The following is a 20,544-nucleotide window of genomic DNA, read 5'->3' as shown; positions in this document are numbered from 1 at the left end:
TTAGGTTATGGTGTCTGCAACTGCTGTTTGCCCCATCCCACGCAGGGATCCCACCCCGGTGCCGCAGAACGATGCGTAGCGCACCAGCGCATCAAGGGCCGCACGAGCCGGCGGCGGCACAGATTGTGGCTGGAGCAATTCGAAAGCGACTGTTCCCACAAAGCCGATAGCCACTTGCCGTCTGCCATAGGTTATGCGCTCTGTATGGCCGCAGCAATCCGAGACAGCAACTCGCTCAGCAATAAGGTCGCGCAAATTGGGATCAAATGAGAATGGCGCGCACATATTCCAGCGCGCTATCCAGCTGCCAAAATAATATTCGGGGCTGGGCACAATAATCGATTTACGGATTGTTCCCACTGCATGATGCGCCGTCGGCGTATGCAAACGAATTCGCCAGCATGACACCGGCTCAGCGCGGTCCAGCAAGTCTTCCCAGGAAATCCGGCTTACCGCTTGCACGGAGGTGGACAAGTGGTATTGACTGCGCCCTAGAATGACACGGTCGGTATTGCGCGCTCCGGTCCGGATCAGAGGCTCCAGCCACTCGGAGAGCAGACACACATCGAAAATATGTTTGCCGCCGGCGCCTAATTGTATCAGCGGGCCGATCGTCAGTGGTTTCAGCTGATTTGCGTCATGAAGCTCTTTCGCCGATTCCTGATCAGCGGAAGCAATCCATCCCAGAACGAGGGCATGAATGCCACGCGCATGCTCGAACGGTGACGACGCAGGGTCGCCGATCAGCGTAAATCTCATTCGAACAGGCATACCAGGGTCCACCACGAAAAATATGACAATACTGAGACCAATTATGCTTTTTTGACACGGCTGATTTTGCCATCGCGCAATTCAACCACCTTAAACTGCAGTATATCTCCTGTCGCATGCATCATAACCGGAAGGTTCCGCAACCGAACTCCCGTCGAGGATCCGCTCGTGTCGAGCAATTCGACAATATACCCTGGCAGAATTCGCCCGGTTACGGAATCACCAACTTTGTATTCAAATTTTGTTTGCTGTGTCGCAGCCACGGCCGGAAATGTTTTAGCTGCAATCATTTTCTCAAGACGAGGCGTAATCACATCCGATGGCTGTCTCATCAGACGCCCCTCTTGGATCAAGTCGGAGGCGGATGGCAGTACCAGACGCCTGCGCCACTGATCGTCGTTATGTTTCCATGTATCCTCGTCTGTATCATTCCGGGAATCTTGAATGGCGACCTGGCGCGTCAGATCATCTTCAAGACGCACTTCCCAGGAACAAAGCCCAGCAAAGTCTTTCAGTCTCCGGGAGTTCCATAGCGACGTCTGCTTCTCCAGTTTAGAATTGGGATAGATCCGCTTTATCAACTCGGTGTAGCCATCCACGAGTTTGGTGCGGCCATACTCCTCAGAATGATAGCTCTCCGCATTATCCAAGGTGCGATAGCGGCGCTCAGTGTCGATCAGATTAACCTTCACAATAGATACGTCCAGAGCGCCCAATCCCAGGTTTTTGCCCATGCCGAATTTATGCGCAAGTCCCTCAGGAAGCTGTATGCTTGCGTAAAGCGCGGCCAGCTCAACACTGGTTAAGTTGGTGAACCGAACGCGTCCTTTGAATTTCACTTGCGCGCGGATCGGTTTTATTTTGGTCTGCTGAGTGCCGATTGCCATATCCCCCGCAGTACGAAGGCTGTTCTCGGCAGATGACGGACTCCTCTGCCAATATCTCTTAGCGCCACGGATGCGAACGTTCGGGCTGTCCCAGTGCCGAAGAGGCTCGACTTCAGAAGTAGACTGAGTCAGATACGTTTGTATGGAAGTAGGCTTTGGCGACGAAAGGATATCAGGTATACGCACAGCGCTTACCTCCATCCAGATCCCATTTGGAGCAGCCACAAGTAACGCATCCTCAAAGGCGATGCGGCTTCGTACTGGTGGAATTGAATTGTCATTCCCAACATAACCAAATACTGTCTGCGTCATGTCCAGCCCGTCCGCAGCCGAATATGCATCGCGGGCCACATCTTTGAGCGAACGACGGTAACGCAGGGTGAGCATGAGGTTGGCTCCAAGGGCGGTCACTTTGCTGCTGCTGCGATCCACCAAAGTAAACGCTGGCGCACCTAGAGTAATCATGCGGGGCGCGTCTTGTCCTCCAAACCTCTTTCCATGCGCCATCTGTCCCCAGGCCCTGTAGTCCCGGTAGACGGACTGCGGCAGTTCATATGTCGCTAACGGCGGGCTGCTGGGCTTGAGGATAACCTGATACCAACGACGACTGGCGATGTCTTTCCCGTGAAAGAGGAGTATTCCCTCAACTGCGCCAGAAGAATGAGGGGCAGCAAGATCCGCAGAGGGACACTCAATTTCCTGCTGCCCACGCAATAATGTTGCAGTCCCAGTAAGCCGGACCCACACCTGCTGAGTTTCGTACAGAGGCGCCATATGTCGATAAGGCTGATGTGGCTGTGAGGACGTCCGGATATATCGCCTCAAGCCAGGATCGTTTACCGAGACCACGACGAAGCCCTTATCCGCACTCGGCGCTGAAGTATTACCGACATTCATCTGATAATCCAAGCCAGACTGTTCCAAAACTCCTGCAAATAGCCGCGAGGTATCAAATGTTCCGAGGGCTGCGTCAGCCCCGCTGTAATATTCCCTGAGTTCTCTCTGCCCTGAAGCAAAGAATCGGTATGATAAGGTGCGATCGCTAATACTATCCAGCGCGCTGTAGGTGAGGATTTCGAAGACGCTGCGCACCATCCCGCGCAGTGAGCTCCCAGGAAGCACTGGCGTCCGTTGCTCATCGAAATGATGAAAAAAATCTGGCGGATCGGCGGGATCACCTGCGCCGCGCGCCGCACGGGTATACGTCGGCGTAAGCGTTGTGTATTCGACGTCCAGCCAGCCGGTATGTCGGTCAGAGGCGTACGAATTCCATCTGGGAAGCGGATCGCCAGTCACGATCCGATCAGGCATCGGCACGAAATTGTATGGAGTAATCGCGTAAGGCTTAATGGACGGCGGCACTTCAGTCTCCTCTACAGCAGCCCTTCAATTTTATTGCCCCAGTCCTATCGCAGCAGTTCGAGGAATCGGCTCAGAGCGATGTGCAGTAATCCCGTGTTTAGATCCGCTTCAACGTAGTGGCGAATGCAAACGCCGCGCCCTTGAGGCGTGACAGACACATTGCCCCCCAATAATTTGCGTGACACAAAGAGATCTCCCTGAGAACCCGATACCTTGCCTTCAAAAAGCCACTCTTCATCGATTGGCGCCAGGAGCGCATCCGAAATTGTCGCATCAGTAACTGTACGTCCAGCAAATTTACCATCATCTCTTCGCCAGATCAGCGCTTCGCGCTCTCGCGAGAAGACGCGGGCCTCAAAGAGATTAGCGATGGCTGGAGCACGTACTTCAGAATCCAATTCGGAGGTCCACCGCCATTGTGCTTGCCCATACTGACCCCAAGCAAGCGTATCGCCGCATTGCACAACTGCCCACACCGTGGGAGATGAAAAACCAATGGGAGCATCAGCGCCTTTTTCTAATAGCCACCGTAAACACTCCGATGGATCATGGATTGCAACGAGATTGGCTCCGGAAATCTCACGAGAGGTAGGAGTAGTCATAAATTGTAGTCTTCTTCATTCAAAAGCGCTTTCAGACATTCTGAGAGCGCTTCAGGCTCATCGCACTCGACCTTACCTGGAGCTACTCGCACCGAACCTACTGATCCAGACTTGCTCAATATAGCGGAGCCAGTCAGGCAGCCGCGCCCCGCCGCAGCTTCCCCACCAATGGTTATCAATCCCTCGACCAGATCGCGGCACAAATGAGTCATCAGCGCCATATCCGCACGCTTTGGGTTGCGCACCTCGATATTGAGTGTTGCCAAACCGCCCACAACCGGGCTCTCGGTAAAGAGAGCGCCATCAACGGAACCGCCCGTAAACCGATCAATACGATCACGCGTGTGCTCGTATGTCTTTGCTCCCTCAAGATACGCCTCAGACACACGAATTCGGCTGCCCATGGGCATTGCGCCGATATCATCGCGAACCATATTTTCTGGCGATGTCCCGAAAAGATCGTCAACTAATGACGCTCCGAAATTGAGTGTCTGTGTGATCCGTATGGCCTGTGCTCGAAGAGCGCCAGCCACCGATGCGCCGCTCAGCAAAGCCTTCCCATGCTCCGTCAGCTGGACGTTATCTGGATCCGCGGCATGAATGCCTGGGCTCCTGATAATCAATGGACTGGCTAATGCAACACTGAGAGTCACCATAAGGCGACTCCGATTATCATTAATTTCAGTAAGTGGAAGCGCTTGATATGCTTTGGAGATTGCCTGAACCGGAGTGCTGAACGCCTCAACTTGAGGAGTGAGCGGCGCCAGATGGGATGCGCTTTGCGCATACTCACGCCAGCCCGAAATTTGAGCAAGATCGTAGCGTATCGCTCGAAATGATAAACAGGCGACCTTTCCCAAACCTCTCGATTTTCGTGCGCCGAGATGGACCTCACCATTTGCGAGACTGTTCAGTACAGCAATGAAATACGAAAGCAGATGGCCTTCATCGGACGCGGCATCAATAAGAAGATCAAAACGCAGCGGAAAAACACAGCCAGGCAGAAGGATTTCGCGGTCGTACTTAAAACCATCGAGGGCCGTCGCTGTTTCCAAATCCAACCGAACTCCGTCACGGATCGATGCTTCAGCGATGCAGCCAATCCCGGCGCTAATGGGATCGTCAGCCGTGCATCCAAAGCTGTCGAATAGGATCAGAGCACTCTCATGGTGGTCAAGCGCGCCGAAAAGCTCACCCACCGCTACCGGCTCCGATTGGCGATAACCCGAAAGTGTATCGCACAGCGCGCTGCGCAGTGCCCCCGCGAGCGTTGCTCCCGCTAAAAAGGGCGTTCCATCGGAAGTACGCGCAAATGTTGAATCACAGTAGTCAGATTCCTGGCTGCCAATTTGGGCGGCGGAAATCAGCACAAGATCCGCTGTAATTGTCCAGCGTGCGCTAAGCGCTCTCCTATTCTCCATGGACTACTTTTCTCCCTCGGACTGGGCGCGGCGGGCAAGGGACCGGAAGAGGACGTCCAGATAATATGGCGCCAGCGCGGCGCGCGCCTCGGTCCAGATTTGCTTTGACACGTTATCCGAGGTGATCTGGCAAGCTTGACGCTCGGCCTCATCGAACTCATACGTCGGCGTCCATTCCGTATCTACCGCGCGGCGCAGGACATCCCAGAGGCGCAGACGCTCACGATAAAGCTTGCCATGATGGAGAAAACGAATCTCCATGCTGATTGACATCAACCCTTCACGCGCCATTGGCTTCAACTGATGCTCGGCTGGGCCTGATGTCCAATCCGCATAAGTCCTGCGCCATGTGGCAGGCGCACGCAAAGGGCCACGGACACGCTGGATCACACTCGATCCCTGAAGTCCTCGCGCGTTGGCTGCGGTTTGAATTGCTTCGTAGGCCAGAAAGACACGCAGACGCTTATCACTCAGTCGTCTCTGGGCATCAAGCATGGCTTCCGACTCAGGCTCTGACGGCGCTCCCGTCTCCGAGATCTCCGCTCGTGAGCGCTCAATGGAAAGACCATTCAGAGAGTCACTCGCAACCGTAAAGCAACCATAGCCATCCGCGACGCGTTCGCCAATGGGGTTTGCTGTTAAAGTGGACAAATCCCACGTGCTCAAATTTTCGCATGCCTCCATCAAAACAACAGAGCCAGCCGCCGCTGCCCGCACGGCGGGGAGCGATGAGCGCCAAAGGCGATGGTATCCAGTGCATACCGTGGAGCGAATAAATACTTGGGTCACGATCGCGCGCTCCCCAAACCGTTTCTCAATTGCCGCACGCAAACTCCATGGGTCATGCTGCCCAGTAACCGCGTCACGCAGTATAGCATCGGATGTGAGCCTGACGGCAAAGAAATCTCCGGTCTGAATCCTTTTATGGTTCGTTCCTGGCTCCGCTTCGCCTGGCGCTCCAATCTTGAAGATTGGAGCGCCGCCATAACTGGCCCGCCCGGAACGACCCAGCCACAATGGCTGGGAAAGAAGCGTCTGAAGGCTTGACACAAGATCAGGACGGTCTGCCGGCGCCGCCAGCGCCCCAATAAATGATTGCCCCTCTTCCAGCGCCTCGTAAGCAAAAATATTGGTCTCCCCTTTTACCGAGGCACCTCTGGCGCGGTTTCGCTGCTGGTGAATTGTTTGCCGCATTTGGGCGGCGGCAGGACGCTGACGACCGGAAATAGAGGCAAAAAAATGATGATCCATCGGCTGCAACTGCCGCGTCCCCTCATCAGGATCATCCATTCCAGCGAGCATCAGAACAGCATCATGACCATCTGCTTCCCGATCCGCATCGTTCCAGCGCGGATCCTTGTATCGCCGCCAGGTGATTGGAGTGGGAAGAGCCCGCAGACCATCCACCGCGGGATAGGCGTTCAGAAAGCGAATGTCCCCAGAAACGATCAGATCCTGCATCAAGCCTCTATTTGCATTGGTGTGTTCGATGGCGGAGGCCACGGCCCCTCTTAAAGCAGCCCCCGTGATAAAGGGCCGACTTGAGCGCGAATTGGGGTCGGCGTCATCTCCCGAAATAAGACAGGGCGCGGTTAAATGCACCACGAGTGCAAGAAATATGAATTCCCTGGAGTTCATGGCCGAATGTGGCATCGGCTGGGCGACCTCTGCATCAGACATTTCATCCCACATGACAGAGAGGCGCACATGTCCCAGTCCCCGATTACGCGCAAGTCCCGCATGCCGAGTACAGCCAGTCAGCAAATCGAGCAGGCGGATTTGTGATTCTGTGAGAGTTCCAGCCACTGTGATTGGCGCACGCAGCGTTAGACCTTTTGGAACAACGCGCATTACACGCAGCGTTTCTGATTTAGGAGCATCGCTTTGCCGATCGATTGCAGTCACCTTACGACGGGTAAGGAACGCGTCTCTCAGATAAGCGCGCTTCACTGGCGCTGGATTTTTGCGGCGATGCGCCCAGCGCGCCCATTGACGCACGCCGCTGTCAAGAAGAGCATCTCCGATACGCAATATTCCTGCCGTCGAATGATCTCGCTCTTTTCCAAACAAGGCCATCCCATCTGCATTCTGGTCCCATTCATCTGGAAGGCTGAGCAATGTATCGTGCAGCAAGCCGCGCAGAGTCTTTCCAGAGATCATCGGCAGACCGAAATGGTCGAGGACAACATCCGTATCGACGGCTGTATCAAACGCCGCAGGCATTGAGAAACATGCATCACTCAGCAATTCGACGACCAAATACCCGCGCATTGACTAATTCTCCTCGCTCGACGGCATCGTCCCTTGCGAAATGTGGAAAGGATAGTGCAAATCAAACAGCTCTGCAGCGTCTAGAAGCGGAGTACGGCGCCCTGGTGAAAATCCGGTTTCCGGACTGAAAGGAGCATCCAAAAATCCAAACGGGCGCTCAATGCGCCGTCCATCCATCTTGATCGGACGCAGCGCCAGAAATCGCGCAACAGCAGCGCCGCGATCATCTTCTTCAGCCGCCGCCATCAGGTCTTTGAGCTTGTTGCGCCTGCTTTTGAAGAGACGCCACAGCCCCGGCAGTATCACCTCATCAAAATCCCGCCATGTCCGCTCTCCAGCAGAGGGAACGCCGTTAAAGATGAGAGGGCGCAGAGTAGAATTGAAATCTGCTTCTCCCTGACGGTTGAGACTGCCCTGACGGTTGATCCACCAATCCAGTGCAGAAGACGCCTCTTGATCTCCTGATCGGCTTTGCGCCTCCAGGGATCGTTTTTTCGCAGCACTTCGCACTTTATTTGAAAGCGCTAACCCTCTCGCGATCGGAAAATGCGAATCGGCGAAGAGAATTCCGACACTGACTGTCATCCGACGAAACTCAGGGCAGACCGATTCGTCTGGATGCTCCAGCCTTGTCACAAGGTCACTGGTTATGGAAAGGGCAAGACGCGCATCGCATAAAAAACTCATATCGTCCCCTCCCTGATAGAGACGCCGACAGGGAAAGAATGGAATACCATCGCGATCACGAATAGGATAGAGAGGACGCCCTTCATGAAACTCATGATCGAGGCGCATCTCTGGACCAAACTCGTCAGCAAGACGCTTAACGGAGCCCTCCCAGGCTGTCTTCCATCGATCTTTGATATTCTGAGACCAGCGAGCGAGCATTTCACAAAAGACATCATCCGGTTCGTCTTTAACGCGATCACTCCATCGGATCAGACGTCGTCCCATGCCAAGTCCATCAACACTGACCACAGCCATAAGGTCCGAATCTTCCATCTCAGATCGGCAGACTATATGAGAAAACTGGCTAGGATGACGCATACCGTAGTCCATCGTCAGAGCCTTTCCCACTTCCTGTGGTTTTGACGAGCGTGCAAGTCCTGGGAAGGCAATGAGGCCAGTGCTGCGGGGCGCCGCCAGCTTGTGACGATCCAGGTCTCGCCACGCGCTGGAGTAGATATTTCCAAGCGCCCCTGCTTCATAAGGGCAGATTACCGCTACAGCTTCGATTCCCTGCCCATAGATCAGCAGGTTTCGGCTAATACGCTGGAATGCCTTCTTTAGTAAATCTGGGTGTTCCGCCAAATATGCAGCATTGCCGCCCGCAGCGAACATGCAGGTGACGTCAGACTGAGTATCACGCAATATTCCTTCTGGAGATGTAAGCGATTCAATATATTCCGACGAACGAGCAATTGTCTTAAGATCAGGCTGCCGAAAGATGAAACTCTGAATACCAGCCAGATCGATCAAGCCCAGATAGCGCTTATGTGACATGTTTCGTTAGCGCTCCAGAAACTCCGCTAGAGTTTGTAAATTACCGCCCATCCAAGCTTCAATTTGAGGCTTTCCAAAAATAGTGTGTTTCGGATCGTTGAGAGTGAGACGACAGGTTTCAATTATGTCGTTATTGTAACGATCTCGATCAGCGAGACAGACAACAGCGCTCCGCGCGAGACCGCCACCGATCTGAGATGACCTATAAGCCGCCTCAAACATTTTTTCTTTGCAATATTCATCAATTTTCGTGGTGCCTGCTGAAAAATAGTAGAGACGATTGTCGTGAACCAACATTCCATCGCTTTCAAACTGGGTGTCGTTAATTCTAAAGTGCTGCGATGGTACTGCGTCAGCCGCCGGCTTGGCGCGAGACGCGCAATATAAAGCAAGTCGTTCTAACCATTTCGTTGCCGCTAATTCATGTAAGTCTTTAAACCCATTTCGTTTATAATATTGGTGAGAGCTTTGCGGAAATGGATGCTCCCGCCAAATACGCTGATTCGGTTCAGTTAATACACACAAGAATTTTTCCCATTCCTGCTTATTTTCTTTTAACCAGCCGTAATTTATCTTATCGGATGGTAACGGTCTCTCGCCGTCATATGTTTTCCAAATGGCTAAAATATCATCCCAGGACAATGGGATTTTAGACACACCACCCGCCATTTCCACTCCATGCAAATCACAAAGATCACGAATACCCAATGAAAATCCGACAAGTTGCTCTTTTCTGCCGTCCGCAAAGTGGAACACTCCCGCACCCTCTTCCAAATAGAAGGCCATATCTAGCCTGTCTTGCCAAAAATGGTATGCGACCGCAGACATGACCTTAGTGCCGCCCGTGTAGTTAAGAGCTGCATCAGGATAAGTATTACGTAGTCCCGACATTACTTGAGAGAGTTCTTGAGGATCAAATGGATTCTTGAGTGGAGAAAGCAGTTCCGGTTTACGTTGCAGTCTGAGTTCATCATTATCCCGATGAATAATCGATTTAATATGATCCGCAAAAGAGAAGGTCTTCTCGGAGTGCAAGAGCAATACGTGAGCGTCAGATGTGGCGAAATTTAACACGCCATAATATGCGGGCAAAGGATTCTCACCTACTAAAATAATAATTGTTTGAAAAGTTCGCATATTTAACCCTTCATTGCACTAACCACAAACTGGAGACTTAGACTAATGATAATCACACTGAAGTGTCCATACAGACACAGGTCAACTTAGGATTAATTCAAAATGGCCGCTTCAACTTTGTTGATTCACAGAGATGGGACAGTCGATACAAATCTAAGCGATTATTTTCGAGGAAATCGTTACTGCTGATGCACAGAGTAGTAACGATCAATCCTCTATCATTCTGTCCTGGGCGTCGCACTATCGTATTGGACCGACTTTCAGCCCGTTTCAATGCCGGAACGGCATCTTCTATCATTCTGTCCTAGGCATTACAAGCTGACTGATGACCGTTTTCTCCGAGTTTCAATGCCAGAACGGCATCCTCTATCATTCTGTCGAGCCGTTGACTACATGGCCGGATCGTCTCACTACGCCGTTTCAATGCCAGAACGGCATCCTCTATCATTCTGTCGATTATGGGTTGATTGATCAACAAAAGCCTCTTGAGACGTTTCAATGCCAGAACGGCATCCTCTATCATTCTGTCCCGGCGTCTGCGTATAAGGAGCATTCCTTGAGCAAGCGTTTCAATGCCAGAACGGCATCCTCTATCATTCTGTCACGGTCACTCTCGGTATCATCAAGAATCGCCTGAACGTTTCAATGCCAGAACGGCATCCTCTATCATTCTGTCAAGACAAGGAAAAACTGGAAGAAATCCGATATGAGATCGTTTCAATGCCAGAACGGCATCCTCTATCATTCTGTCCCCTGCTTCTCATTTTTCCTTCTGAATTGCCCTAACCGATTCATCAAAAGAAGCCGAAAGGTTGATTCGCCGTTTTTTCATAATTTTCATCCCGTTATTACTCTCAAGGGTGCTGCCCTAGCCAAACAGCTTATTTGGATTTTTTGAGGTTAGGGCGCCAGTAATACGTTCCTAATTCACGGCCTCTCAGACAATACAGAAAGTCGCCGTTGGACTGGATAGGGGCTGTCCTAATGAATGGACGCCCTTTCTGCAGTTCGCGCACATCGGGTAGATTCGTAGGCTATCTTCCTTGCCGACATAAACGGCCGCCTTTCGCATTACTGCCTGAATATCCTGGGAAGTAAGGTCCGCTTCGAACACGCTTTTCTGCACTCGATCGCCGTAATCCTGCAACATCTTTGAAAGTTTTGTGCGCTTTGCGTCATCCGTAATATCATAAGCGATTAGATAACGGCTTCGAACACTAGTGGACATGACGACATCCTCTTTTAACGTGCAGCATAAGTGATATAATCAGTCTCGTTCTCAAGAGCAATTCGCATTCGTCGAGCCTGAAAACGGAAAATCTCACGATAGCAGGTCTTGCCTCCGCTAAACTGAAACTCGGTTTCTAAAGTCCGGTGGTAAAATTCAAGAAAGCGAGAGCGTCCCGCATCATTCAGCAGCACGCCGGCTTCTCCTCGGTCGTCGAAATGGCCGTTGGCCAGCACTCCCCGGTTGAACAGGCTTAGCGCCAGCCGGTCCGCGACAGGCTGGCGGAATTCCTCCAGGAGATCGAGCGCCAAAGACGGGCGGCCATAATCGAGATCGTGCAGGATCCCGACGTGCGGATCGAGGCCCTGCGACGCCAGAGCGCCCGCCATCTCCGTGCTCAGGAGCGTGTACGCGAAGCTCAGCACCGCGTTGACCGGGTCGCGCGGCGGGCGGCGCGTCCGTGTGGTGAAGGCAAAGCCGGTGCGCAGCATCGTTCCAAAGGCGGCGAAGTATACGCTCGCTGCTTCTCCCTCCGCTCCGAGCAGCGCGTCCAGGCTCGCGTGTCTCCCTATCCTTTCTCTTGTCGCCTGGAGCCGATCTATTGCAGCTGTCAAGGATGGGGCGGGATGATTCCATACATACTGCTGGAGAACAGACCGTGCGTTCCGCACCTTGCCCGCGACGATCGCGCGGGCGATGCGCAGCCGGAACTCCATGTCTTCGTAACGGCGAAACTGCGTCTGCCGCAGAAATACGTTCTTGGCGTCGGGAGGAGTGAGACGCCCGCGAAACTTGCCGCCGTAAGACAGCAGGACCGTCTCGACGCCCATTTCCAGCAGCGATGCACACGCGGACGCAGTCAGATCAACATTGCCGAAGAGGACCAGGCGCTCCAAATCACGCAGCCGGGTGGTCTGGAGCGCCTGCTGTCCCTTGTAAACGATCAGCCTCTGCCCGCTTCGCCGTATGCCCGCCCCTTGCTCTCGAACGTAAAGCGTGATCATTGCTCTTCCCTAATCTCCTCCACATCCTCACCCAAAACTTCCAGACGCTGCGAGAACAGGTCCGATTCGACATCGCTCCAAGCGTCTCGCAATTCCGGATCAGCCTCTGAAGGCAATACAGGCGCGGAAGGGCGCGGCTTCTTTGTCCGGGCAGTCCCGCCAAGCGGCTTTGCGGTCGGCGCCTCGGCTACGCAGTCCAGAGGCGCTTTGCGGCTCTTGGGGCAGGTACAGAGGTCCATCTCCCCTTCTTCTTCAAGCCACTCACGAATGCGATGGCAGGAGAGCGGTGCGTGCTGGGTGTCCAGCCGATCCAGGTACCCCTGGCAAATCCGCGCCTCATAGTTACGACACTGCCCGACGGTCTGGTGCACGAACGCCGCCCCGGGAGCGCCGAGCCGCCCCGCTGTGTAAAGCAGGATCAGGTTGTGGGTATGACGCAGATGCCCCGTCGTTCGGGCGCGGTCAGCCAGTGCGCGGACGACTCCGCAACCAGCCATGAGACGCTCCACGGGGCTCCCTTCCTCGGATTCCGGCGCGCTGCGCGCAGGTCTCCCCTCCTGTTTCAAGGCAGACTCGCCTGAATGGGTCCGTTGGGTGGTCTTCCCCAGTGAAGCAATCAGCCCCTCTATCCCGGAAGCCTCAATCAAGCCGATCCCGTTCAGAGCATCCATGGGATCGATGATAGCTTCCCCATCACTATCCAAAAGGTGGCAGCGCCGCCCCGTGACAGGATGAACGCCGAATGGCAGTTTCACGGCGTCGCCCAGTTCTGGACCCGGCCAAGCCGTATGCCGCGGTAGGATTTCCAGCCTGACGCGGGGCTTCGGAAATCCGGCGCGGACGGCCAAAAGCCGCGCAAGCCGGCGTGCGCGTTCCGGCGGGACCGGTTCGGAAAAGAAGAGCCAGAGATGCCGGCCGCGCCGGCCACTGTCTTCCAGAGCGCATGGAACGCCGAACAGACGACAGATCTGCCGGAGATCATCCGCGAACGCGATGACAGGCTCCATCTGCGATTCAGCGCCATCCCCGCGCACGGCGTCGATGTCCATCACAACGGTGCGCACCATCCCGTCCCGCTTCAGCAAGTAAGCCGCCAGTGTCTCTGAACCCGCTAAATGTTCCTGGACATCCACAGGAGACAGCGGACCCGCACAGGGAACAAAACGGCCGCCGCCCTGTCGTGCGTGAGCATCTTCGCGTCCCCCAAACAGGAGGAGGAATCGCGACATCCACTCGGCGTCCAAACGGAGCGGAGCGGAGATTTTTTGCTCCGAGGGAACCTCGCCAAAATAATTTGCCCATCCCCGCTTCACGGCAGTCGCCTGCTCAGGAGAGACATCCTCCAGCCGTTCCCGCAGGCGGCCAATGGAATGCGGAGAAGGACGGCGTCCTTCTTCCGTGAAGCGATATCCTAGAAACGTGAAGCCTCTGGCCAGCGGAGCGACACCGGTCTTCTCCGGCTGCAGCGACAGCTGAAGACGGGAGCGAAGATATCCTTCGGCCTCTGCCAGCGCCGCCTGCGCTCGCGTCCGCGACTCTCCGACAAAGAGAAGGTCATCGCCGTAGCGCACCGGATTCCAGCCGCCCTCCAGCATGTGGGCGTCAAACTCGGACAGGTACAGGTTGCTCAGGAGCGGCGACATTGCCGCCCCCTGCGCAAGCCCGAGGCCAGGGGTGGAGGCCCCTACGGCGAGGCAGTTCGAGATTAGCGAGAGCAGGAAGGGGTCGGGAGCGTGATTGGACAGCTTTTCCAGAAGGATTGCGTGGACAATGGTGTCAAAGAAGGCGGCGATGTCCGTCTCCGCGACCCAGTGCAGCCCCTGGCGCAAATGTCCGTCAATGCGCCTCAGTGCGTGATGGGCGCATACGCCAGGGCGATAGGCATAGCTGCACGGAGGAAATATCGGCTCCAGCAGCGGCTGGAGCGCCATGTGTATCGCCTGCTGCACAACCCTATCGGAGACGCTCAGGATCGCGATCCTGCGAACGCCGCCACTGCGCTTGGGTGCGGCGAAGATCCGTGGCGGCAGCGGCGTATACCGGCCCCGAGTCAGCTGGCCGCGCAGCGCGGCCAGCCTCCCAGAGGCGTCCTGACTGAACTCCGCCACAGTGACATTGTCCGGTCCCGCAGCCCCGCGATTCAATTCCACGCGCCGCCATGCGGCCGTCAGTGTGTCGGGGCTCGTCAGGAACGCGCGCATCGCTCCGGGCCTTGTCGGCGACGCTTCTGTGCGGGCGCCGGTCCCAGCGGCATCAGACTTGACTTGCAGGGCGTCTCCGCTTGTCCGGCGGATCTGGAGCGATGGGCCGAGCTGCAGGAGCTCGCCTCCCATCCATTCCACCGCCTCGCCCCGGCTCAGCCACCGATCGCCAACGCGAGTGCCATTGACGCTGTTGTCCCGCAACACTAGCGCGCCGCCTGACACCTCCAGCGTAGCGTGTTCGCGCGAAAGTCCGGGCGGATTGTCTGGATCCGCCAGGACGATTTCGGACCGTCCAGCGCGCCCCAAGCGGCAGGGCAGAGTGCTGACAGCGATAATGCGTCCCGCCTCTGGACCGTTCACGATTTCTAAGGTGACGCTTTCAACAGGACTGGTTCGCGCCAGCGCGGTCGGCCGCATATCTTGAAAATCGTAGGTCATCGCCGTCACCTCCCAGATCGCGCGCCATTCCGCAGTTTCGCGGCCACGGTTGTTCCGATCATCGCGAGGCACGATGCGCCGATGAGCAGAGAGATGATCTGCTGTCGATGCCCTTCCAGCCATCCCCGCGCCGCTTGGGTGGCAATCAGCAGGAGAACCGCTTCGACCAGCGCCTGACCCGGCTTTTTGCACGCATGGCGCACAAACTGGCCAAGATGCTTCCAGGCCATCCGATAAACCCAGGCGGCGATGCGCAGCAGCATCCCTGAGCAGGTGAATACGCCGTGCCAAACCGCCGTTAGCCACGAAATGCCATCAACACTCTTGCGCCGCCGGAGGGCGGACTGCATCTCTCTGGCCGATTGGTATCGTTTGTCGGGATCGGTCTGCAGCGCTGTTTGGACAACGTTCTCAAGGTCCGGCCATATCTCCGGCCGCAGCCGTCGCAAAGGAACAAATTGGCCTGATGCCGCCACGCTGTCGTCTGAAAACGGCGCCTGCCCGGAGAGGCACTGGTAGAGCACGCAACCGAGTGAGAATATGTCCGAGCGTTGATCGCGTCGCCCCCAAAAGACTTCAGGCGCCGTAAAACCCGGTGTTCCGGCGCAGGACAAACCACTGCGCGCCATCAAACCAGGCAGGTTGAAATCCATCAGCAGCGCCGCGCCGCTTTGCGTCAGCCAGATGTTCGACGGCTTGACGTCTCCATGGGGCGTCTGGCGCATCCGCCAAAGAAAGTCAAGTGCACTGCATATCTGATCCGCGCAGAGAACGGCGGCTCGGAATGGCAGCGGGCCAAGCTGATTCAGCGTCGCTGCGAGGTCAGCGCCGGGATAGAGCGGCATTACCAGGAAGGACGCGCCGAGGAGCGAGTCGCTGCCGGCGTCGTAAAGAGGCATCAAGTTGGGATGCTGGCATGTCGCTTGAAGCCTGGCCTCGTCCACCGATATCGGACCTGCGTCCACGCTGGAGTAGATCTTCACCGCAACATGGCGAAAGAGAGCCAGATCCCAGGCGGCGCGTACGGTTGCGAATGCTCCGGAGCCCAGCGGCTGTTCGAGGCGGTACCGGCCGGCAAGCACCGCGCCGGCCTCTAAACCGACGTCCCCACCGACCGTCCGGAATGGAGGACATGCTGCTTCGGAGGGTGGCTGAGTTGTGTATTGACTAGCGCCATACCACGCGGTCGCCACCTGCTGGTAAGCGTCTCCCTTTAAATACATGTTTCCATCTCCTAATACATGCTTTCCATCTTCTCGAAATGACATGCCGTTTCCACAAATGCCCGTTCCACAAATGCCAGAAACTGGTGGAGCCGCCAGGAAATGAACCCGAACTGCGAACGGCCGTATGGGCTCAGCCCTGCCGCCTCACCTGACAGCCCTATGAGCGGTTTCTGAAGAGCACATGCATACTACTTCAAGAGACGCTCGCGGCTTTTTCGCCCTGCGCGGCGCGGACCGAACACGTCACGCCAGAAACGGGCCCAGCAGGAGCCTGACGGCTCCACTTCCCAGCGCGCCTGCTCCCAGAGGTTATTGAACTTTTCCTGCGCGCCTAACACGTTGTCTCCGATCTCCTGGATCCGGTGCTTCGCATCCAGAGACAGTTCCTCCGACGTCGCCAGGCGGCGCGCCAGGATCTCAGCGATCCGGTTCTCAAATGGCGCCGTGATCTCTGCGATTCGTCCCTGCAGGGCGGCGCGCCGTCCAATCAGCATACGGACGTGCGAGATTGCTTCCAGAGCGGCGATAACGCGGGGATCAGACCGGCGCTCGGCATCCTCCTCGCGCCATACCTCCTCCTGCCGCTCACGCAGCCGGCAGTCGACTTCATGGCGGCGCCCTTTGAGGTAACCCTGATCCTTGGCCCAGAAGAGCAGCGGCGTGGAGATGACCAGCGGGATGATCCACGACACAAGCTGATCCATGACCGAGATTCCGGCAGTTCCAGAGGACAGGGCCGCTGCCGATGCGTTCCGATTCATTACTCCCAGCAGGCCCTGGCGCTCCATGCACACTTCCGCCGTGATGATGAGCGCCGTTCGCAGGAATGCCCCGGCGAGGAACAATCCCCATTTGGTTCCTGGCTGCCGCGAATAGTAGTTCTGGCCGGCATGCCTCCAGGCGCCGCAGATCGCCTGCTTCATGGCGTAAGCGAGCGGAATACCCACCGCCGCGCAGCCAAGCGTGACCGGCCACTTAGTGAGGAGGGTATAGGGGGCGAGCATATGAACGGCGAGGCCAAGGCCAATCCCCAATAGGACGCCCGTTGCGCAGATACAGACCCAGGTCCAGACGGAAGCGCGCGTTTCCTCGGAGTCTCCCGGAGCCCACGGCAGCTTCAGCTCAGCCGCAATCGTCTCCAGCGGGCGGCGCTCATGCCGGAGTACGCAGGCGTCCGACGGGTTTTCCGGATCATAGAAGCCACCCGCAGCGGCGACGATGCGCCCCGTCGTCTCATGTGCGGTCGGCAGAAGATGATCCTCAATGTTCCTGACATCTGCGACATGCGGTTCGGTGGCGGCGTCACGCCGGGCCTCCCAGTCCGCTCGCTCCACTACCAGCATATCGTTAACCGTGCGCGCCTCGGCGTTGCGCCGCGCAAGCTCACTGTGCTCGTAAGCGATGGCCTTCTCATGCTCTTTCCTGGCTGGCATGAGTTCGCGGTCGTGGCAGTCGCGGATGTCGCCCGCGAGGAGCGGGTGCTCCTGCTCGATGCGTAGCAGCGCCGCCTCGCGTGCCGTATCGGCGATCTTGGCCTCGCCCATGACCGGCAGCGAATAAGCGTATCCCCATGCCAGGCGGTTTCCCCATCGATCACGCAGTCTTGGGATCCAATCCATCCGTGGGTGCGGAGCCCTTGCGGGGACTGGGAGCGCAGTTGCGGCGGTGCTGGCCGTGGGCGCGCTGTTGATGTAGTCTGCAGATCCACCGCCTGTCAGGCTGGCCGATCCGTTCTGAGGGCTGAAAGCGCTGTTCATGGTCATGATCTCCTTGTTGCTATCGGCAATGCGGTCGTGTCCGTTAGCGTTCGCTGGTGTCGTCATCGTAATGTCCTCCGTATGGTCAATTCCGAAAGTGCGGTGTTTTGAGGCGGTCGGCAGAAATATCGCTCTACCGTGACGACACGGCCTTGACTGCGTTGTCCGGCGTCATTTCGTCCGCCGCGCAGAAGTGCAGACGTTCCCCAAGCGGGGAGAGCACGCTTCGCCAGTAGGCCGTGTTATGACGCGTGATCCCAAGGAACCAGACGGCTTTGACGCGGCGGTTCGCCGCGAGCCTCGCTCCTATCCGGCGCAGTTCCGCTCGCGTCTGAGGGGAGCCATCGTCGTTATCCGCATCGCTGAAGAGCTCTACGACAACCGGCCCCTGGGATTTGGACGCAGCGTCCGCCGCCTGGCGAAGGTATGCCGCCGGAAACGTCCCGTTGACCTGTGGGCGATCCCGCAGCTGGCTGATGACTTCGTCTTCGAGGGCGTCGGGGTCACCCAGGGCATCTTCGCCAGTGAACTCCTCAGCGGTCCTCTCCATCCTATAAAGGATCATGTGGTCCCGCGCCCCGTCCATGGTCTGCGCCTGAGCGGCGACACACATAACGCCCTGGCCAAGCCGGTCGCGCCATGAGATCGAAGCGTCCAGCCCCGCGACGACTGTTAGGCCGTCAGAAGCTCCTCCTCGACGTTCCTGCGAACAGCCGACGAGTATGGATGACACGAGAGCACTCACAGAGAGTAATTGTATTGCCCTAATAGCGATAACAATAGTAATATTTTTCATTTTATTCCCCTGTTGAAGATATGAATTGGACTTCCGAGCGATATACCAGCTCTTCTGGTCTTTCATCTTTCCAATGCCGGCAGCGACGAGATCCGTGGAAGATTGCGATAAATTATTTTGATGCGCCGAAATTCGATTTGACTGCGGCGCGCATTGAGAAGATTGTTCCGCCGGGCCGTCCTGCGGTGCACCGCTCAGATGGGCGCGGACGCTGGGAAGGGCTCGGGAAAATTTCTTCTGCCACTGCCGAACCGTCTCCGTGGGAAGCGTGAGCTCGAACCGGTCTTCAAGCAGCCAAGCGATGTCGTCCCATTGCCTGCCGGTAAGCCACCAAACCATGGCCCAGACCTGTTCCCGTCTCCAGTCACATCCCTCCAGGAACCGGGCGACCTCCCTTCCCGATTCGCCGCCGGAGATGTCATGCCGGAGGGCGTCGTAGAGCGAGGAACACCCCGGAAGTTCGGCGATTTCCTCGACCGAGACATCGCTGAAGCCAAGGGCACACTTTCCCCTGTAACGAGCATGGTCTCGCTGCGCGCTCTTGAGCCAGTAACGCCTCAGCAGAGCTTCGGCAAACTCCCCCTGTTCCGCCAGCGTGCGCCGCGTTCCATCCTTCCGGCAACTCCCACGGAGATCGATAGTTCGCACCACAGCCAGGACCATCGACGTGTCGAAGTCCTCTCGCAGCGGCACGTTCGCCCACTCTCTGCGAAGCCGCGACGCAAGACGGTACAGTCGGTCAATAATTTCAGAATTGATGTGCGTGGTCATGGTCCGGTTCCTCCTGATGTGATCTCTGCGAACGGCAGACGCAACTATCCCTGGGAAAGAGATACTTGGAGTCCATCTGCGATTGTTCGTTGACGACGGCTTCCCATGGGAAGTCATCGAATTGAGAGGGCGTCCATCGGACGCCATTTTCAGGAGGCAGGCCTGTGAGGCCCACCGGGTCAGGCGAAGCACGGTGCTTCCGCCTGGATGCTCGGCATGAGAGCCGGGCGTGTCGCCACCATAGGCGGCAACGACAGGATTATACCCAGGAGGAAAATGGAATTGTCAACCCTACGAGCAATATATTTTCGGGCTCTCACGTATCGGCGGAATTGATGGCGTCGGCGGCGTGAGGAGGCGAATGAACGTGCTCTACAAAAGACCGCCTCACTGGGAGACGGCTTCTGGATGGAGGATCGGCCGATCAGGGAGCGATCGGAACGTCCAGGGGAAGAACGGCGCTGACGCCGTAGCGCTTGAAGTCGCGGACGTTGAATGTTAGCAGATGCGTCACGCCGTGGGTTCGGAGCGCGGCCGCGATCCGGGCGTCGTGCGCCTGGATGCCGCTGACGCCGCAGGAAACCACGAGTCTGCGCCATTCCGGGTGAATCATCGGGGTGTCGGCAAGCAGCGGAAAGAGCGCTTCGAGCTTGCCGATCTCAGCGTCGGCCTGCGCGGGCGTCAGCCCCAGGCCGTTGGCGGAGGGAGGGCGCGTCGCGGCCGCCCAGAACTCGACGATGTTCTGAGGCAGGATCGAGACTGCCTCGCCCTGGGCTCTTAGCGCCTTCACGGCAACGCGCGCCTGCTCGCACATCGGCGTACCCGGCTCGGTCCACCGCAGGAGGACATTCGTGTCCAAACAGTAAGGCATTATGACCGCCCTTCGTAGAAGGACGCGCGGTCAAAAGCGCCCTCGGGCAACGCTTCGTGCTGCGGATGGCCCTCGACCCACTCATCAAACTTCTGAGTCCATTCCTCCGCCGTCGCTGTCGCATGGTACGGCTGAAGTAGAGCGACAGCGCCGTTCAGCGGCTCCAGATGCGTCGATAGGATATGTACGGCGTAATCCTCGGCCGGGACGCCGTGGCGCTGAGCTTCCTGCGCTAGGCGCTGCTCGACGGCGGGGGCGTTGATGAGAAGTGACATTCCCATGGTTCTCCTTTTGG

15 protein-coding genes and 1 CRISPR repeat array are annotated in these 20,544 nt (G+C 56.7%); all 15 genes read right to left on the bottom strand.

What is annotated here, in order from left to right:
- Positions 1 to 771 (bottom strand): CRISPR system precrRNA processing endoribonuclease RAMP protein Cas6, encoded by a 771-nt coding sequence (cas6, locus tag D5261_RS18115; protein ID WP_119324929.1) that lies wholly within the window; start codon positions 769 to 771, stop codon positions 1 to 3.
- Positions 772 to 812: 41 nt separating this feature from the next.
- Entirely contained in the window at positions 813 to 3,020 is a 2,208-nt protein-coding gene (locus D5261_RS18110; protein WP_119324930.1) for a TIGR03986 family type III CRISPR-associated RAMP protein, read from the bottom strand.
- A gap of 44 nt (positions 3,021 to 3,064) precedes the next feature.
- Positions 3,065 to 3,622, bottom strand: a complete 558-nt coding sequence (csx19, locus tag D5261_RS18105) for a type III-D CRISPR-associated protein Csx19 (protein ID WP_125206379.1) — start codon at positions 3,620 to 3,622, stop codon at positions 3,065 to 3,067.
- Complete coding sequence (locus D5261_RS18100; RefSeq protein ID WP_119324932.1) at positions 3,619 to 5,043, bottom strand: RAMP superfamily CRISPR-associated protein; 1,425 nt, start codon at positions 5,041 to 5,043, stop codon at positions 3,619 to 3,621. Before D5261_RS18100 ends, csx19 begins: the two co-directional genes overlap by 4 nt.
- A 3-nt stretch (positions 5,044 to 5,046) precedes the next feature.
- The gene (locus D5261_RS18095; RefSeq protein WP_125206380.1) at positions 5,047 to 7,314 is read right to left on the bottom strand and encodes a hypothetical protein; all 2,268 of its coding nucleotides are present in this window, start codon (positions 7,312 to 7,314) and stop codon (positions 5,047 to 5,049) included.
- 3 nt (positions 7,315 to 7,317) lie between these two features.
- Entirely contained in the window at positions 7,318 to 8,817 is a 1,500-nt protein-coding gene (locus D5261_RS18090) for a Cas10/Cmr2 second palm domain-containing protein (RefSeq protein ID WP_119324935.1), read from the bottom strand.
- Positions 8,818 to 8,823: 6 nt separating this feature from the next.
- Positions 8,824 to 9,954 (bottom strand): PDDEXK family nuclease, encoded by a 1,131-nt coding sequence (locus D5261_RS18085; protein WP_125206381.1) that lies wholly within the window; start codon positions 9,952 to 9,954, stop codon positions 8,824 to 8,826.
- A 266-nt stretch (positions 9,955 to 10,220) separates the two neighbouring features.
- A CRISPR array of direct repeats spans positions 10,221 to 10,705; the repeat unit is 38 nt; unit sequence CGTTTCAATGCCAGAACGGCATCCTCTATCATTCTGTC.
- Between the two features lie 186 nt (positions 10,706 to 10,891).
- Positions 10,892 to 11,182: a CRISPR-associated endonuclease Cas2 gene (gene cas2 / locus D5261_RS33500; protein ID WP_119324937.1), complete on the bottom strand. Its 291-nt coding sequence runs from the start codon at positions 11,180 to 11,182 to the stop codon at positions 10,892 to 10,894.
- Between the two features lie 14 nt (positions 11,183 to 11,196).
- On the bottom strand, positions 11,197 to 12,186 hold the full coding sequence (cas1, locus tag D5261_RS18080) for a CRISPR-associated endonuclease Cas1 (RefSeq protein ID WP_119324938.1): 990 nt from the start codon (positions 12,184 to 12,186) through the stop codon (positions 11,197 to 11,199).
- A complete protein-coding gene (locus D5261_RS18075) occupies positions 12,183 to 14,828 on the bottom strand; it encodes a reverse transcriptase domain-containing protein (protein ID WP_165864649.1) in 2,646 nt (881 codons plus the stop codon). Before D5261_RS18075 ends, cas1 begins: the two co-directional genes overlap by 4 nt.
- A gap of 5 nt (positions 14,829 to 14,833) precedes the next feature.
- Positions 14,834 to 16,051: a serine/threonine-protein kinase gene (locus D5261_RS18070; protein WP_165864650.1), complete on the bottom strand. Its 1,218-nt coding sequence runs from the start codon at positions 16,049 to 16,051 to the stop codon at positions 14,834 to 14,836.
- A gap of 191 nt (positions 16,052 to 16,242) precedes the next feature.
- A complete protein-coding gene (locus D5261_RS18065; RefSeq protein WP_119324941.1) occupies positions 16,243 to 17,877 on the bottom strand; it encodes a hypothetical protein in 1,635 nt (544 codons plus the stop codon).
- 67 nt (positions 17,878 to 17,944) lie between these two features.
- Complete coding sequence (locus D5261_RS18060; RefSeq protein ID WP_119324942.1) at positions 17,945 to 19,378, bottom strand: hypothetical protein; 1,434 nt, start codon at positions 19,376 to 19,378, stop codon at positions 17,945 to 17,947.
- Between the two features lie 424 nt (positions 19,379 to 19,802).
- Positions 19,803 to 20,249 (bottom strand): type II toxin-antitoxin system VapC family toxin, encoded by a 447-nt coding sequence (locus tag D5261_RS18055; RefSeq protein WP_119324943.1) that lies wholly within the window; start codon positions 20,247 to 20,249, stop codon positions 19,803 to 19,805.
- Complete coding sequence (locus D5261_RS18050) at positions 20,249 to 20,524, bottom strand: hypothetical protein (RefSeq protein ID WP_119324944.1); 276 nt, start codon at positions 20,522 to 20,524, stop codon at positions 20,249 to 20,251. The genes D5261_RS18055 and D5261_RS18050 overlap by 1 nt, the downstream gene beginning before the upstream one ends.
- Positions 20,525 to 20,544: the final 20 nt, after the last annotated feature.

This window comes from Capsulimonas corticalis (assembly GCF_003574315.2).
Classification (GTDB): Bacteria; Armatimonadota; Armatimonadia; order Armatimonadales; family Capsulimonadaceae; genus Capsulimonas; species Capsulimonas corticalis.
Note: the sequence above shows the minus strand (reverse complement) of the source record. Positions and strands in the feature narration are given on the sequence as shown.